Genomic DNA, 15,453 nt, shown 5'->3' with positions numbered 1-15,453 from the left:
GGGGCGCGAGCGCCGGGTTCGTCAACGTTCCAGCCGGGCACGGCGCACTTCCCAGGCCATCCGCGCAATCGCGCCGACGTCGAAGAAAGGGCGTGGCGGCAGGTAGCCGGGATGGGCCTGAGCGAGGACATCGCTGAGCAGCGGCGAACTGGCGCCCATGGCCAGGTCCGCGAGCAAGCGGCCCCACAGCGTTCCGCGGGCCACGCCCGAGCCGTTGCAGCCGGACACGGCGTAAAAGTCCTGGTCGACCCGGGCGAAGTACGGCTCGCCGGAGCGCGTGCCGCTCAGGTGGCCGGTCCAGGTGTATTCGATGTCCCTGGCGTCGAGGCCGGGGAAGCGTTTTTGCAAACCCCGCACGTGTTCGTGCTGGCGGCGTTGCAAGCCGGCGCGGTCGAGGTCGGCCTGACGGTATTCCACCGTGTTGCGGATCAGCAGGCGCCGACCCGGCAGCAGGCGCACCGTGGCGCCGCCCGGCAAGGTCGACAGCACGCCCCAGGTGCGTTCGGCAAACAGGCTCTGCCAGCGCGCCTCGGTCAACGGCCGGGTGATGCTGGCGCTCAGTTCGAGCGGGAAGGTGCCGCTGCGGTGCACGCCGACCCGGTTCAGGAACGCGCCGACACAGCCGAGCACCCGGGTCGCCCGGACCTCGCCGGCCTCGAGGCGTGCATGCCAGTGGCCGCCATTGCGCTGGAGGTCGAGCACCGCGCTGTTCTCGAACACTTCCACGTTTGGCGGCAGGCTGTCGGCCAGGCCGCGCACATAGCGGGCCGGCTGCAGCAGCGCATTGCCGCCGGCGCAATGAATGGCGCGGGCGTAAAACGCGCTTCCCAGGCGGGTGCCCAAGGTGTCGCCTTCCAGGTAGCGGGCGTCGGCGCCGACGGCGGTGAGGGTTTCGATGGCCGCTTCGGCGTGGCGCAGGTGCTCCGGCCGGTGCACCGCAAAGTGATAGCCTCCTTCATCGAATTCGCAGTCGATGCCCAGGTCGTGAATGCGCCGGCGCAGTTCCTGGCCGGCCGCCACGCCAATTCGCGAGGCGACCTGATAACCGGCGAAGCCGGGCGTGCCGAGCAGTTCGCTCGCTGCCGGCAATTCATGGCTGACGGCAAAGCCCGAGTTGCGCGCCGAAGCACCTTGCGCCACGCGCTGGCGGTCCAGCAAAACGATGCGCTGGTCGGGGAATTGCGCCGCCAGGCTGTGCGCCGCCGACAAGCCGGTGATCCCGCCGCCGATAATCAGCCAGTCGGCCTGCAGGTTGCGCTCGAGGCGCGGCCGGGGCGGTGATTCGCCGGCCAGGGCGATCCATCCACAGCGGTTGTCAATTGACATCGGGCTCTCCACAATCAATGCGCCTGGCTTATCGGAAGTGATGTCGCGAGGCGCTGGACAAGCCTTAATTTACGAGCGTTGGCGGCGGTCTTCTAACGTTAAAAATTCATTCAGGCATTCTCAAAACGCATGGATAACTTCTTTCGTACACCGTCGCTCCAGGCCCTGCAGGCGCTGGTCCACGTCGCCGACAGCAGCAGCTTTACCGAGGCCGCCCGCCAGTTGCACCTGACCCAGAGCGCGGTCAGCCGGCAGATCCAGCAACTGGAAGAGCATTACCGGGTGGCGCTGTTCGACCGCACCAGCCGCAAGGTCGCGCTGACCGAAGCGGGGCGCGAGGTGTATGCGTTGTCCTGCGCGATCCTCAAGGACCTGCGCGCCCTCGGCGAACGGCTCGCGCCGCCGTCGGCGGAGCGGCCGTTCCGCATCCGCATCTTCGTTTCGCTGGCGGTGCGCTGGCTGTTGCCGCGGCTGAGTTCGTTCTACGCGGCCAACCCGGAACTGTGCCTGTCCATCGAGACGGTCAGCGGCGAAGTGGTGGACACCAGCGGCGACTGTGACGCCTACGTGCTGTACCTGCGCGAAGGCCTCGATGGCCGGCCGCTGACGCCGTTGTTCGACGAATACCTGATTCCGGTCTGCGCGCCGGTGCTGGGCGACGGTCAGTTGCCGCCGCGCTCCCTCGACGAGCTGGCCGGCCATGCGCTGATCCACGGCTCGACCGCGCGCCATGAATGGACCCAGTGGTTGCAGGCGCAGGCGGATCATCAGCCGCGCAGTTACAAGCACCTGCAATTCAACCTCGATGACCTGGCCCTCGACGCGGCGGCCCGTGGCCTCGGCGTGGCGATGACCGACCGCATGCTCGCCCACGACGCACTGGCCCGCGGCGACCTGATCCTGCCGTTCGGCGAGCCGCTCAAGACCGAAGGCGTCTACGCGCTGTGGTTGCGCGACAGCGGCGCGGCGCACCCGGGGTGCCAGGCGGTGCTGCGCTGGTTCGAGGAGCAACTGGAGCAGACCGGCTCGCGGGACGGTTAACTGACCGGCGCGGTTCGATAGAGCCTATCAATCAAACCGTCATATCCCGCCGCCATATTGAGCGCCTTTCAATAAGGATAACGGTCGCTCACCATGCTCTTCACGCCGCATCGCCTTGCCCTCTGCGTCGCACTCGCCAGTGCCTCTTTCGCCCCGTCCGGTTTTGCCAAGGACTACCTGATCAGCAGCGCCACCCGCGACACGCTGGAACTGAAGAAGGGCGATACCCTCAAGGTCACCGCCCAGGGCAGCATCGTCGCCGGCAGCGATGACGGCGTGATCCTGCCCAAGCAAACCAGCGGCACCACGGTCAGCGTGGACAACGCCGGCATCATTCGCTCCACCGTCGCCCGCGGCATCGACACCAAGAGCGATGGCGAGGACGAAAGCCACTTCGTCATCAACAACCGCGCCGGCGCGCTGATCCAGGGTACCAACGACGGCCTGCGGATCCAGACCAACCCGGTTGCCGGCGGCAGCCTGAAGATCGTCAACGCCGGCACCATCGAGTCGACCGTGGATGGCCAGGCGATCGACCTGGAAACCCTGAACAACCCGAAGTTCACCACCACCCTGACCAACGAGGCCACGGGCGTGATCCACTCGGTGGGCAACGACGCGATCAAGACCGGCTCCAACGCGGTGATTACCAACTACGGCCTGATCCGCACCGACACCGCGCCGCAGGACAAGGATGGCAAGGACCAGAAATACGACGGCATCAAGATCGGCGAATCCACCGGCGTCACCGTCTACAACTACGGCACCGTCAGCGCCGACCGCCACGGCATCGACCTGAAGACCGACGCCACCCTGTACAACTATGGCGCTGTCACCGGGCGCAACGGCTCGGGCTTCGGCTCCGACGGTTCCGGCACCGTGTTCAACTACGCCGGCGGGGTCATCACCGGCGCCATTGCCGACGGCAAGATCAACGGCGACGGTGACGGCGTCGACATCGACCTGATCGGCCACATCTACAACGAAGGCACGATCCAGGGCCTGGGCGCCAAGGGCGTCGACAGCGGCGGCCGGCCCAACGGCAGCGAAGGCATCGCCATGGGCGGCGGCAGTATCGTCAACACCGCCACGGGCGTGATCCGCAGCGTCGACAACGGCATCCTCGTGGATGACGGCGCGGAAGGCGCCGGCGTCGCCGCGACCACGATCAGCAACTACGGCAGGATCGAAGGCGAGCGAGGCTTCGCCATCAAGCTGATCGGCGACTACGACGACAGCGTGACCAACGGCGGCATCATCAGCGGCGGCAACGGCTTGGCGCTGAGCATGGGCGGCGGCAACGACCACCTGATCGTCACCACCGGCGGTGTCTTCAACGGCCTGGTGGACGGCGGGGCGGGGATCGACACCCTGACCCTCGACGGTAGTGGCAGCTTCGGCAACAGCGCCAACTTCGAGAAGCTGGTGGTCAGCGGCGGTCGCTGGACCCTCAGCAGCCAGAACGATTTCAGCCAGGGCGGCAGCGTCACCGCGGGCGCGACCCTGGTCAACCAGGGCAGCATCCTCGGCGCGCTGGTGGTGGATGCCGGTGGCGTCTATGCCGGTGGCGGCTCGGTCGGCGGCCTGACGGTCAACGGCAGCCTGCAGACCAACAAGGGGCTGGGCGTGGCCACGGTCAAGGGCGACCTCAACTTCGGCAGCGGCGCGAGCCTGGTGTATGGCGTCAATGCCGATGGCAGCAGCGCGCCGATCAGCGTTGGCGGCACCGCCCGCCTCAACGGCGCGACCCTGCATGTGCAGCCGTCGGCGGGCGATTACCCGTGGAAGAGCCATTACACCGTGCTCAACGCCGGCGCGGTGCAAGGCACTTTCGGCAAGGTCGAGAGCGACTACGCCTTCCTCACCCCGAGCCTCAGCTACAGCGGCACCTCGGTGGGCCTGGATTACACCCGCAACGACGTGTCGTTCGCCCAGTACACCCAGAACGCCAACAGCGGCGCCGCCGCCCGCGCACTGGGTAGCCTCGGCAGCGACAGCGCGCTGTACAACGCGCTGCTCAATACCTCCACCGCCACCGCGGGCAACGCCATCGAGCAACTGAGCGCCAGCAGCACCGCCAACCTTGCCGGCGCGACCCTGGCCGGCAGCGCGCAGGTCGGCGGCAGCATGCTCGGTGCGATGCAATCGATGGGCAGCACGGCGGGCCTGTTGGTCGGCCTCGATGAGCAAGACACCCCGGTGCTGGCGGCCACCGGCCTGCCGCAGGGCGTGCGTGATCTCAATGACCCGAGCGCCCGCGGCCGGCTGTGGACCCAAGCCCTCGGCAGCTACGGCAAGGTCGATGGCAGCCACGGCGGCAGCGCCCTGGAACAACGCACCGGCGGCCTGGTGCTCGGCCTCGATTGGGCGGTCGGCAGTGACTGGCGCCTCGGCGTGCTGGGCGGTTACTCGCGCACCCGCCTGGATGCCACCGGCCTGGACGGCAAGGTCAATAGCTGGCACGCCGGCGTCTACGCCTTGCGTCAGAGCGGACCGCTGGCCCTGCGCCTGGGTGCCGCCTACAGCGCCCACGACGGCGACAGCAAGCGCAGCCTGGACTTCAGCGGTTTCAACGAACGGATCAAGGGCGACTACGACGCCGACAGCCAGCAAGCCTTCGCCGAACTGGGTTATGCCCTGGGCAGCGGACGCTTCAACGCCGAGCCGTTCGCCAACCTCGGCTACCAGCGCTACCACCGCGACGGCTACCGCGAAAAGGGCGGCAACGCCGCGCTGGCAGTGGATGCCGACACCCAGGACAACCTCACCAGCACCTTCGGCGTGCGCATCGCCCACCTCGGCCAACTCGACAACGGCATGAGCCTGACCCCGCGGGCCAGCCTCGGCTGGCGCCACACCTACGGCAGCCTCGACACCCGCACCCGCCAGGCCTTCCTCGCCGGCGGCGACGCGTTCAGCGTCGAAGGCAGCGCGCTGGACCGCGACAGCCTAGTGGTCGAAGCCGGCCTGACGTTGGGCGTGAGCGCGCGGCAGTCCGTCGGCCTGGGCTACAGCGGCGAACTGGGCAGCAACAGCCGCAATCATGCGCTGATGGGGCAGTGGGAACTGAAGTTCTAAGCAGGCGAACGTGCCGCGGGGGCCCGCCTCGCGGCACTATCGCTTGATGTCACGGCCGCTCAAGGCACCGCCGAAAACACCGATCCGGTCATGCGTTCGCTCAGCAGTTCCAGCGCGCGCAATCCCGCCAGCGAGTTGCCCGAGGCGTTGAGCGCGGGCGACCACACACAGATGCTGTAGCGGCCCGGCACCACCGCGACGATGCCGCCTCCCACGCCGCTCTTGCCCGGCAAGCCGACGCGGTAGGCGAAATTGCCGGCCTCGTCGTACAGCCCGCTGGTGGCCATGATCGCGTTGACCTGTTGCGCCTGGCGCGGGCTGAGCACCTGTTCGCCGCTGTGCGGGCAGTAACCGCTGTTGGCCAGAAAGGCAAAAGCGCGGGCCACATCCACGCAGTTCATGGACAGCGCGCAGTGGTGGAAGTAGCTGCGCAGCACCGCCTCGACCTCGTTATGAAAGTTGCCGAACGCCTGCATCAGGTAGGCCATGGCCGCGTTGCGCGCGCGGTGCTGGTATTCGGACTCGGCCACCAGCGCATCGCTGACAATGCGCGGATTGCCCGCCAGACGGCGGACGAAGTCGCGCATCGACAGCGTTGGTGTGGCATAGCGCGACTGGTTGATATCGCAGATCACCAGCGCCCCGGCGTTGATGAAGGGATTGCGCGGTTTACCTTTTTCCACTTCCAGTTGCACCAGCGAATTGAACGCCTGCCCGGAAGGCTCGTAGCCCAACCGCGACCAGATCGCCTCGCCGCTGTGGCCGATCGCCTGGACCAGGCTGAACACCTTGGAAATGCTCTGGATCGAGAAGGGCGTGTGCGCATCGCCCGCGCAATGCACCTGACCGTCCAGGCCGTGCACGGCGATGCCCAACTGGTCGGGTTCGACCTGGGCGAGGGCAGGGATGTATTGCGCCACCTGGCCCTGGCTGAGCAGCGGGCGGACCTGGTCGAGGATGTCTTGCAGCAGTGCTTGCATCGGGAAATGCCTGGGGTGCGGAGGTGTGGGTTCAGACGATGGTGGGCGGGGGTGGAGCACATTGTTGGTGGTGCTGACGCAAATCGACCCCCTGAAGGGCTTCGGACAATTGCACGATTACACCCTTCATGAAAGGACAGAAACCATGAACGACCTGGAACTTCTGGCGCGCCTGAAAGCGCACGAGACTTTTGGCATCTCGATGGTTCAGCGGATCGCGTTGTTTGGTTATCAGCGGGCGGTGGACACGCTTGAGCGGCTTGAAGCGCAGGGGTTTATTGAGCGGGATGAAGCGACTTCGCTGTGGCGGTTGGTGAGCAGCGGGGCCACCGTTCACTGCCAGCAACGGCCCGGTGAAGCAGGCATATCTGAGGCCTGAGCCGGCAGGGCGCTCGGGGTTAAGTAACCGCCTTGTGGGTTGGGGCATGGCGTCGGCCGTATTGGTTGAGCGTGGGTTACGGCATTTTCTATGGCAGCGCCCTGGCGTCGGCTCAAGCACAACCTCTGGTGCACAGCCTTCAACACCGCTTCGATGTACCAAGTTTTTTCGAGGCCGATGGCGACTGCTTCGCCAGGATCAAGCACTAAATCGGTGAGTGGCAGTTTTGGTGCTGAGCCACCAATCTGATGCGCGTGACACCAGATAGACGCGAAGGCTAGCCCTTGAGGCAGGGCGTCAAGGTGTCTTCCAGGATGGTGATCAGTTCGGGGTCCATGTAGCGGTAATCGTCGGGAATATCCAAGACATGAAGCCGTTTGTGTTCAAGCAAGCGTGAATACCCTGCCTTCAGCCGCTGCAGGTGTTTACGTTTCATGACGAATATGACTTCGGCCCAGTAAATGTCAGCGGGGCCGACGGTTTTACGTGCGTTCGGGCTTGTGCCTGCCGAGCGGGCATCAAAACCAGGGCGGCGGCGCCACAGGTTCTCCGCAGTAGGGCTACGCCACTGACATACGGCTGCAAATGAACAGAAGGCCAGTCCGCTAAGGGTTGTTAGCAGCCGGTTGTGGATTGCTGCTTTCGACCCAAAGTAGACCTTCTTTAAGGGCTGCTACCGGCCAGAAGCGGACTGTAGACAGATAGCTGCTGGCATTCCTACGCTGGCATTCTAGTGACTACACAACGCTAAAAAGGAACATTCATGTTGGTCATTCAAATTGATCGGGATAGCGTGCATGCAGGGGATGATCTGGAAAGTCATAGGACATCAATCAGGCTTGATCCAGCAGTAACACTGCGCGCTTTGTTCGAAGCGATCCAAGGTATGGGTTACCTGCCTGGCATCAGTGGAGGCAAGGCGACGTGGATTATTTGTTCGTCTGGCAAGCACATAGGTGTTTTAGCTCAGCAATGGCCAGAAACTAAATTGCTAATCCCCGCCGAGAGCTTCCTGAGTCAGTATTTTGGGGATACCGAACCTCGCCTTCTGTTCAGATATTGGTGCCAGGCAGATCCAGACCATGTCTTTTCACAGATCAAAGCTGGAAATGAACCGCCGTCTCGATTTTAGGACTGGCGGGGGCTACTACTGATCAAGAAGCTGAAATGTCTGCTTTGGGTTGTGGCGGCCTGTTGCAAAGGTGGGCTACCGATCTATAGCTGCATCCTTTCGTTATCAGAATCAGGTCGAAGGCTCACACCGATAAGCCAAAGTTTTTCGTACACCACCTCGAATTCTTCACCCAATTCCTGTTGGATGGATTTCAGTAATTTAGCGGCGGCCTCGTCAAATCTTGCGTAATCATCTGCACTCCAAGGGCCGGGATCAGGTGGGTAGTCCCAGTTCAGCGAGGTGTCATGCCACTGTGAAAGCTCGTTAAGCATTGCCTGGACTTCGTTACTGAGTGGTAGCCTCTCTTCAATAGGCCCTACAGAAAATTTATCCCGGGCAATATTGTTTCCACACCAAAGGCAACCGCCGCCCCATTCGAACATTAAGCGAACTCGATAGCGTTCTGCCCTCATCATTGGGCTCCATTTTTTGTGGGTACATGGTGCGCACAATAGCGCTGGCAAAGATATCCACGCTAGGCAGGCAACTGTTACGACAGCCAGCAATTGGGTCGATTTCGGCCCGTCACGACAGGCGGAAAACGGCCAGAAGCGGACTGTTGCCCAATAAATAAATCTGTCCCCTATTCCTGGTCCCCTATTCCGTGCAGGCTCGAAGCTTGCTGTCGATGGCCAGATCGAAGAGGGCCAAATCCCGGGTTCTTTCTGCAATTTGAAGTCTCACTCGGATGGCCCAGATATCTCTCAGTCGGAGCGGGGTTTTCTGCCCGACCAATTTTTCCTTTGTTCCAGGGCTGACGGCTGTAGGTAGCGATGATGTTCATGGCAAGTCCTCCACGTGTGGAAGGACAAGGATGGCTAGCCAAAGCAGTGGTCGCTAACCGGCCAAAAGCGGTCAATCGTGGCCGTCAGCTTTCGGCCGGGAGCGCACACTAACGTCTGCACAAAGGCCGCGGCCCTTCAGGGCCGTCGCGCCTGTAGCGAATTGTTAACCACTGCCAGGCCAACCACAAAGGGCGTCAAATTCAATATACGTTTTCGTAGACTCCTTGATTGCCTGACCTAGAGGCATGAGCAAGCGGTCAAGTTCAGACCTGCTTGCTCCCCCGCTAGCCGAAACTAGGTCATTAACGTGTTTGACGAAAATTGAGTAGCAATCAATTGCACTCTTCCCTGTGCCAGATTGCTTCCACTTGTTTTTCGTATCGAAAAGTAGCGACTTGCACTTCTGCCTCTCGTCGGTGGTTAATTTTCTGAAGATAGCCCAAAGCGACCTGATTGCGTGCTGGTCATAAATCGGATTATTTTTATCTTTCAGATGCATTGCAAAGGCATAGAACACCACGTCGGTCTTGGTTGGCACTGACTGCTCTGCGGCATAGTTCTCACAGAACTTTTTGTATGCTTTCCATTTCCCTAGCTTCCACAAAAGAGCCTCTGCAAGGTCTTGTGGAGATTCTGAACTATTGTTCGAGAAATCTTCCGTTCCTACGAGCGGGGGGAAACGATCTTCGTCGTATTGATACCCAAGCTTAGCTAGTTCTTTCGTTGCTTCCTCAATTGCGGACTTGTCCAAGCTACCCTCAGAAATCTTCTTCTGAAGACTAGCAATTAGTTTTCCCAGAGTGCTCTCTTCGGTCATCTGCGAAGTCTCGATTAGAGTGGCTAAATTTTGGTAAAGGGGCCGACTTTCGCCTGTGCCGAGACACCCTATCAAATCACGGCGTTCGTGCTTAAACCTGGTACTCACCCCCAATCAACATCATTCAACTTTATCAATTCGCTTAATAATTATCAGCTAATGCTAATGTTTTGAGAGACGTCCAGATTTGGCTGGGCAGCCAAGTCGATCAATGGTTTTTTAAGCTGTCTCTCAATTGATTTTAACGTGACATTTAAAGCTTTCAATTCTTTTACGAGATTTGGACCATAGCCGTGTTCAGTCGACTCAGAAGTCTGGAACATTCTTATATCAAGGGTTGAGCTTGATTGAAGCCTCTTTGAAAATAGTCCATTAGAACGTGTTCTGTAGCAAAAAGTATCAATGCGAATTGGCTCATCCCCTAGGTATTTATATAAACCGCCATACTGCCCCCATGAGATTGAAAGTCGCTGGCCGGGCGCCAAAAAAGGTATCCCATTAGCGATTGGCCCGGATTGCATTTGGTCGGGCATTTTTTCTGGTACAGATATGGAGAAAGCATTTTGTGGCAAGGGGCGGCTGGGTTTGAAAAAAACTCCGTGGGCTGCACCTCTGCCGATATTTTCAATAATGAGGTTTACTATAGATTGCCTTTGAAGATCCGGCTGCGCATATACAATCACCGTCGGATCTGTTGCGGAGCGGAAAACAGCGTATGTGACAATCGCTGTAGCCACAGCAATCACAGCCATAAATATTGAGATCCAGCTAGCAAGATCCATCAGCCTTTTTCTCCACAGTTGATGCCCTATCACGGAGCGTGATTCTATTTTCACTATGATCGTACGTGCAGTTGGCTTTCGCCCGATATTTATCCCCGATCTTGACCTGACTTGCTACGACATTTCAGAACATATCTGAACAATCGCAATTGGCCGAAAGCCGACGGCAGATCCTAGACCGATCCGGTCTCGGCTGTACCGAATCGAATCTAGCCCGAGCTTTTTCCTTTCAGCTTGGCCAAGCCTTGCTTGATGTATCCCGCATTCACACCAATCGCCCACAAGGCCCTCCGAACATTGTTTCCAGCATCAGTCACACCTTGTGTCTCTGCATGAGCGTAAGCTCCATCAAGGCTGCCTCAAACCCGAGCTGGTTCTCGTACATCCGTTCCAGCACATCCAATACGAATATTCGCCTGACATGGCATGGACTTCTTTCGAAAATGGAAAGAGTAGTAGCGGTGGTGCTTCTTATGGGCAATAGTCGCTGCATGCCTAGAAAATGCAACAAAGAAATGTGTTCTGGAGGGAGGAACCAGACTGGTTGGGGCTAAGCCTGCCGAATAAGCTCAATCCTGCATAGGCCCTATTTGCGTAGACGATTTCGAAGGACCGCTTCTGGCCGATGGCGGACGGTTATATTCGACGTTATCTCCGCTATCTGTCAGTCGCTAGTACCTGGGCGTGAGGTGCCGTTAGTCCTGCACGTTGCAGACTTCTGCGGTCTTGGGAGAGGGGCTGCGGTCGCAGCGACCCAGTGGCCGGCTTAACTTCACTACCTACCTTGCGGAAGCAAACGCTCGAAACCAAGCTCATGCTTTTTCGCGCTATCGGCGCGCAACAACCCGCTGGAAAAAACACATTTATTCCGCTGTTTGGCGGCCAACCCGACAGTGCCCGCTACTCAGCGGGCACCACTTCCTTCCGGGAAAACACCCTACCAGTTGTAACTCACCTTGGCCGTAACCTCCCGACCCGGGTTATAGAAGTTCGCCGTACCGGCACCCACCACGTGTTGCTCATCCAGCAGGTTGCTGACATTCACCGCCAGATCGGTGCCTTTGGCAATCCGGTAGTTGAGGGCAGCGTCGAACAACGTGGTGCCATCGCTTTTGTTGGTGTTGGCCGCATTCAGGTAATAGGCGCCGACGTAGCGCGCGCCGAGGCCAACGCTGACGTCAGTGCCGGGCACGCTGTAGTAGCTCCACAGCGAGGCGGAATGCTTCGGCGCGGTGGTGAACTCATTGCCCTTGAGGGAACTGCCGTCGTACAACGAGCCGCGCAGGACTTCGGACTCCATGTAGGAGTAGCCGCCGATCAGGCTGACGTTCTGCGTGACCTGCGCCTTGGCTTCCAGGTCGAGGCCGCGGACCCGCGACTCGCCCACCGTTTGCTGCTCGATGATGCCGCTTGGCAGCACCACGGCGATGGTGACGTTTTCCTGGGTCAGGTCGTAAATGGCTGCGGAGAACAGCGCGTCCATCCCCATGGGCGAATACTTCACGCCCACTTCGTACTGTCTGCCCGTTTGCGGTGTCACGCCAACCTGAGGCGGCGAGACGGATTCCACCATGCTCACGTAGGTGGAAACCTCATCGTTGACGATATAGGTCAACGCGCCGCGGTAGGAGGTCTCGGAGAAGTTGTCCTTATCATCAAATTGCACAGGGCTGGAGAACTGGTTGTAGCCCTTGCTGGACAGTTTCATCGAGTCGTTGCGCACACCGGCGGTGACGATGAAACGCTCGTAGAACGACAGGTTCTGCTGGAGGAATACCGCCTTGGTGGTCGCCTCGCTCTTTTTCGCGGTATACGGCGTGAGTGCGCTTGAAACGCCAGTGAACACCGGGTTGGCGATGTCGATCGAGGACGCCAGGTCGTAGACGGAGCGCTCCTTGGTTGACGAGTCGAGATATTCCACGCCCACCAGGGTGCTGCTGTCGATGTGCTCGAAGCGGGCATCGTATTGCAGCATCAGGTTGCCGTTGAACTGGTTGGCGTCGCTGTCCGTTCCCAGCAGGTAGCGGGGAATCGTCGTGCCGACACGCGAGGCGTTATCGCTCAGGTAAACGTAGCCATAGTCGTCGGTCAGCTCGCTGTAACGCAGGTTGCTGCGCAGCACGAAGCCGTTGTCGAAGTCATGGGTGACGTTGCCACTGAGGCTGGTGCGCTCGACATCGTGAAAGTTGTAGCTGGGCTCGCCATAGAAGTCGCTGCGGTCGTATTCCTTGTCCAGCGGATAGCCGCCGCTGTTGGGCGAGCTTTCGGTTTTCAGGTAGTCCAGGACCAGGGTGGCCGAGGTGTAATCGGTGGGCGCCCAGGTCAGGCCACCCATCACCAGCCTGTTGTCGTCCTGCGAGTGGTCGTACTCGCGGTCGCTGTTTTGCACTTTGGCGGTGAAGCGGCCGGCCACGGTTTTATCGTCATTCAGGGCATCGCCCACATCGACGCCTGTCTCGATATGGTCAAAGGAGCCGTAGGTCACATAGCCCTGGCCAAACTGCTCGAAGCGCGGCTGTTTGCTCACGAAGTTCACCGAGCCACCCGGGTCCGCCGGGCCGAACAGCGTGGAGTTGGCGCCGCGCAGAATTTCGATGCGCTCATAGGCGAAAGGGTCTTCGCGTACACCGCGCATCGAACTCAGGGTCAAGCCGTCGCGGTAGGTGGTGGCCTGGAAGCCGCGGATCTGGAAGTAGTCGTTGCGGTCGTCCGAGCCATAAAAGTCGCTGACCACGCCGGGCGTGTAGAGCAACGCTTCTTCCGTGGTGCTGACGCTGCGTTGCTCCATTTCCTTGCGGGTCACCACCGACACGGATGCGGGCGTGTTGAGAATGCTGGTCGCCACTTTGCCGCCGACCCAGAGTTCCTTGGCGACCACCGAGTTGGTGTCGTCGTCGGCATTGACCTTGACCTTGGCATTGACGATCAGGGGCGCGAGGCGGAAGTCCTCGACGTCGGTGGCGCCGAGTTCGAGCGGGCCGGCGGCCTTTGGTTGAGGGGTCAGCAGGTAGGCATTCGGGCCTTGCTGCTCGATCTGCAACTCGCTCCCTTGCAACAGCGACGACAGGGCTGCCGCGGTGTCGAGAGTACCGTTCACGCCCGTAGTGGTGCGGTTGGCTACGCTCGCCGCATCGAAGGAAAGGCTGATGCCAGCCTCGCGGGCAAAGCGGTCAAGCGCCGGCGCCAATGGGCCGGCCGCGATGTTCCAGTGCTGGACCTGATTGCGTGGCTCAGCGGTTGAAGACTGCGCCAGCGACGGCAGGGCGTAGCTGCTGACGACCAAACCCAAGATCGCACTGCGTAAGGCAATATTTAACGGATGGCGCTGTGGAACCGGGGACGAACTCATTATCTCGCTCCATGGAAGGGTATTGGCAGACTGGCCTGTGTTTCGGCCTTCCTTACAGGTCGAGCGAGAATGAGAAATTCCCTCATTTATTTTTTCAGCCAAGAGAAAGGAGCAGTTGGACTCAGCCGGCAGCGCTCAATGTCACCCAATAACGGGTCCGATAATCAACGCGCAGACGCAGTGACTGTGCGACCAATGCCAGGACCTGATCGTTGTCGGCGAGCTGAAAGGTGCCGGAGACCCGACGATCAGCCACCGCGTCGGCGCAGCGCAAAACGCCTGGGCGATAACGCGACAACTCCCCGATAAAATCACCGAGGCGCATATCGCGCGCGCTGATCACCCCGTCGCTCCAGCTCCATACATCGAGGCCGTTATCCCTGAACTCACGGGCGCCATTGGCGGTGAACAGCAGTTGATGTCCGGCCTGGACGCTGCTGCTGCCGCTGCCGGCAAGGGTGTGGCTGGAGCCAGGAAACACCGTGACCGCCCCGCCCTGAACAGCGAGCAGGGTGCCGTCGTCACGCTCGCGCGCCAGGAAGCGGGTGCTCTGGGCGCGCATGACCCCGTCGCGTGTTTGTACCCAGAAGGGGCGCGTTTGCGGCGAGTGCTCATCCGCGCCGACATTCACGATGATTTCACCCCGTCGCAGAATGACCAGGCGTCGCTGTGCGTCGAAATCGCTGTCGACAGCGCTGTCGCTATTGAGCTGGATAAGGCTGCCATCATCGAGATGGACATGCCGTTGTTCGCCGGTGCTGCTGTGCTGTTGCGCAAGCATGGCCGGCAGTGGCGTGTAATCCCGGCCGAGCCAGGCCGCGCCGCTGACAGTGGCTAGCAGGCCCAGCAGCTTCAGGCTTTGCCGTCGACGCATTCCACGGTGGGTGCCATTGAGGGTTTGTCGGGCCAGTTGGGCTGGAATGCCGGCGAATTCATCGCCAAGGGTTTCCACCCGCTGCCACGCCAACAGATGCTCCGGGCGCTGGAGCAGCCACTGCTCGAACGTGCGCCGGGTGTGCTCATCTGCCTGGTTGAAGCGAAGGCTCACCAGCCAGTGTATCGCCTGGTCGACAATGGCCGGATCCAGCGCCTGCGGGTCACTCTTCGACATAGCGCAAGCGGTAGCAGTGTTGCAGGGCCTTGGTCAGGTCGCGTTCCACCGTCGCGCGGGATACACCGAGCTTTGCGGCTATTTGTGTGCAGCTCAAACCGTCGAGCTGGGCCAACAGAAATGCCTGGCGAACTCTCGGCTTGAGCTGATCGAGCATGCGGTCGACGCGCTCGAGCGCATCGAGAATCAGCAGCCGGCTTTCTGCCGAGGGCACCTCTTGTTGAGGCAGCAACGCGACGCTTTCCAGGTAGGCGCGTTCGAGTTCGCGACGACGATACTGATCGATCATCAGCCCGCGGGCGATGCTGCTCAAATAGGCACGGGGTTCGCGCAACGGGCTTGATTGACGGGATTTGAGCAGACGCACGAAGGTGTCTTGCGCCAGGTCCGCCGCGTTTTCGCGACAGCCAGTGCGTCGGCTTAGCCAGCCGTGTAACCACGAGTGGTGGGTGCGATACAGCAGCCCCAGCTCTGCAGTACCTACTGTGTCGTCGCTGCGCATCGGCATCCCGAAAAGTACATGATTGATAATTAGTCGCATTCTACTCACGCCAATGGGCGTCACGCAAATGCGCGGTGCCCAGCGTTTGCGGAGGTTAGCTCGACCTGCTCACCGGCCGTTGTCAGTGCT

Annotated in this window: 13 protein-coding genes and 2 pseudogenes; 4 read left to right on the top strand and 11 right to left on the bottom strand. The window is 60.7% G+C overall.

The window, feature by feature from the left end:
- Positions 1-21 precede the first annotated feature (21 nt).
- Entirely contained in the window at positions 22-1,320 is a 1,299-nt protein-coding gene (locus tag CKW37_RS08885; protein ID WP_095155361.1) for an FAD-binding oxidoreductase, read from the bottom strand.
- 135 nt (positions 1,321-1,455) lie between these two features.
- Between CKW37_RS08885 and CKW37_RS08880 the strand changes: the two genes are divergently transcribed.
- A complete protein-coding gene (locus CKW37_RS08880; protein ID WP_095155308.1) occupies positions 1,456-2,367 on the top strand; it encodes a LysR substrate-binding domain-containing protein in 912 nt (303 codons plus the stop codon).
- 93 nt (positions 2,368-2,460) lie between these two features.
- Entirely contained in the window at positions 2,461-5,445 is a 2,985-nt protein-coding gene (locus CKW37_RS08875; protein WP_095155307.1) for an autotransporter domain-containing protein, read from the top strand.
- A 59-nt stretch (positions 5,446-5,504) separates the two neighbouring features.
- Here the strand turns inward: CKW37_RS08875 and glsB are convergent, their stop codons facing one another.
- Complete coding sequence (gene glsB / locus CKW37_RS08870) at positions 5,505-6,425, bottom strand: glutaminase B (RefSeq protein ID WP_095155306.1); 921 nt, start codon at positions 6,423-6,425, stop codon at positions 5,505-5,507.
- A gap of 145 nt (positions 6,426-6,570) precedes the next feature.
- Between glsB and CKW37_RS08865 the strand changes: the two genes are divergently transcribed.
- A complete protein-coding gene (locus tag CKW37_RS08865; RefSeq protein WP_143501950.1) occupies positions 6,571-6,804 on the top strand; it encodes a hypothetical protein in 234 nt (77 codons plus the stop codon).
- Positions 6,805-7,081: 277 nt separating this feature from the next.
- Here CKW37_RS08865 and CKW37_RS33580 read toward each other — a convergent pair whose 3' ends face one another.
- On the bottom strand, positions 7,082-7,240 hold the full coding sequence (locus CKW37_RS33580) for a cellular communication/signal transduction (protein ID WP_371864276.1): 159 nt from the start codon (positions 7,238-7,240) through the stop codon (positions 7,082-7,084).
- 327 nt (positions 7,241-7,567) lie between these two features.
- Here CKW37_RS33580 and CKW37_RS08855 point away from each other — a divergent pair, with 327 nt between their 5' ends.
- Complete coding sequence (locus tag CKW37_RS08855; protein WP_095155304.1) at positions 7,568-7,936, top strand: hypothetical protein; 369 nt, start codon at positions 7,568-7,570, stop codon at positions 7,934-7,936.
- Between the two features lie 83 nt (positions 7,937-8,019).
- On the opposite strand, the gene CKW37_RS08850 is transcribed toward CKW37_RS08855, so the two are convergent.
- The 8 genes and pseudogenes from CKW37_RS08850 to CKW37_RS08825 all read right to left on the bottom strand — a co-directional run bounded on the left by CKW37_RS08850 (position 8,020) and on the right by CKW37_RS08825 (position 15,324).
- The gene (locus CKW37_RS08850) at positions 8,020-8,391 is read right to left on the bottom strand and encodes a hypothetical protein (RefSeq protein ID WP_095155360.1); all 372 of its coding nucleotides are present in this window, start codon (positions 8,389-8,391) and stop codon (positions 8,020-8,022) included.
- A gap of 193 nt (positions 8,392-8,584) precedes the next feature.
- Positions 8,585-8,762, bottom strand: a pseudogene (locus tag CKW37_RS08845) (integrase); the annotation flags it as partial.
- Between the two features lie 164 nt (positions 8,763-8,926).
- Positions 8,927-9,580, bottom strand: coding sequence for a hypothetical protein (locus tag CKW37_RS08840; RefSeq protein ID WP_095155303.1), 654 nt, complete (start codon positions 9,578-9,580; stop codon positions 8,927-8,929).
- Between the two features lie 152 nt (positions 9,581-9,732).
- Complete coding sequence (locus CKW37_RS32370) at positions 9,733-10,362, bottom strand: hypothetical protein (protein WP_143501948.1); 630 nt, start codon at positions 10,360-10,362, stop codon at positions 9,733-9,735.
- Positions 10,363-10,571: 209 nt separating this feature from the next.
- Positions 10,572-10,785, bottom strand: a pseudogene (locus CKW37_RS33175) (hypothetical protein).
- Between the two features lie 514 nt (positions 10,786-11,299).
- Positions 11,300-13,711 (bottom strand): TonB-dependent siderophore receptor, encoded by a 2,412-nt coding sequence (locus CKW37_RS08835; RefSeq protein WP_095155302.1) that lies wholly within the window; start codon positions 13,709-13,711, stop codon positions 11,300-11,302.
- Between the two features lie 121 nt (positions 13,712-13,832).
- On the bottom strand, positions 13,833-14,822 hold the full coding sequence (locus CKW37_RS08830; protein WP_095155301.1) for a FecR domain-containing protein: 990 nt from the start codon (positions 14,820-14,822) through the stop codon (positions 13,833-13,835).
- The gene (locus tag CKW37_RS08825) at positions 14,809-15,324 is read right to left on the bottom strand and encodes a sigma-70 family RNA polymerase sigma factor (RefSeq protein ID WP_095155359.1); all 516 of its coding nucleotides are present in this window, start codon (positions 15,322-15,324) and stop codon (positions 14,809-14,811) included. Before CKW37_RS08825 ends, CKW37_RS08830 begins: the two co-directional genes overlap by 14 nt.
- Positions 15,325-15,453: the final 129 nt, after the last annotated feature.

The sequence above is a fragment of the Pseudomonas sp. Irchel 3E13 genome (assembly GCF_900187455.1).
GTDB lineage: Bacteria > Pseudomonadota > Gammaproteobacteria > Pseudomonadales > Pseudomonadaceae > Aquipseudomonas.
Note: the sequence above shows the minus strand (reverse complement) of the source record. Positions and strands in the feature narration are given on the sequence as shown.

Excerpts from the sequence above, each read along its gene's own strand:
- CKW37_RS08880 (WP_095155308.1), top strand. The coding sequence starts at position 1,456 with ATGGATAACTTCTTTCGTACACCGTCGCTCCAGGCCCTGCAGGCGCTG.
- CKW37_RS08875 (WP_095155307.1), top strand. The coding sequence starts at position 2,461 with ATGCTCTTCACGCCGCATCGCCTTGCCCTCTGCGTCGCACTCGCCAGT.
- glsB (WP_095155306.1), bottom strand. The coding sequence starts at position 6,425 with ATGCAAGCACTGCTGCAAGACATCCTCGACCAGGTCCGCCCGCTGCTC.
- CKW37_RS08865 (WP_143501950.1), top strand. The coding sequence starts at position 6,571 with ATGAACGACCTGGAACTTCTGGCGCGCCTGAAAGCGCACGAGACTTTT.
- CKW37_RS33580 (WP_371864276.1), bottom strand. The coding sequence starts at position 7,240 with ATGAAACGTAAACACCTGCAGCGGCTGAAGGCAGGGTATTCACGCTTG.
- CKW37_RS08855 (WP_095155304.1), top strand. The coding sequence starts at position 7,568 with ATGTTGGTCATTCAAATTGATCGGGATAGCGTGCATGCAGGGGATGAT.
- CKW37_RS08850 (WP_095155360.1), bottom strand. The coding sequence starts at position 8,391 with ATGAGGGCAGAACGCTATCGAGTTCGCTTAATGTTCGAATGGGGCGGC.
- CKW37_RS08840 (WP_095155303.1), bottom strand. The coding sequence starts at position 9,580 with ATGACCGAAGAGAGCACTCTGGGAAAACTAATTGCTAGTCTTCAGAAG.
- CKW37_RS32370 (WP_143501948.1), bottom strand. The coding sequence starts at position 10,362 with ATGGATCTTGCTAGCTGGATCTCAATATTTATGGCTGTGATTGCTGTG.
- CKW37_RS08835 (WP_095155302.1), bottom strand. The coding sequence starts at position 13,711 with ATGAGTTCGTCCCCGGTTCCACAGCGCCATCCGTTAAATATTGCCTTA.
- CKW37_RS08830 (WP_095155301.1), bottom strand. The coding sequence starts at position 14,822 with ATGTCGAAGAGTGACCCGCAGGCGCTGGATCCGGCCATTGTCGACCAG.
- CKW37_RS08825 (WP_095155359.1), bottom strand. The coding sequence starts at position 15,324 with ATGCGCAGCGACGACACAGTAGGTACTGCAGAGCTGGGGCTGCTGTAT.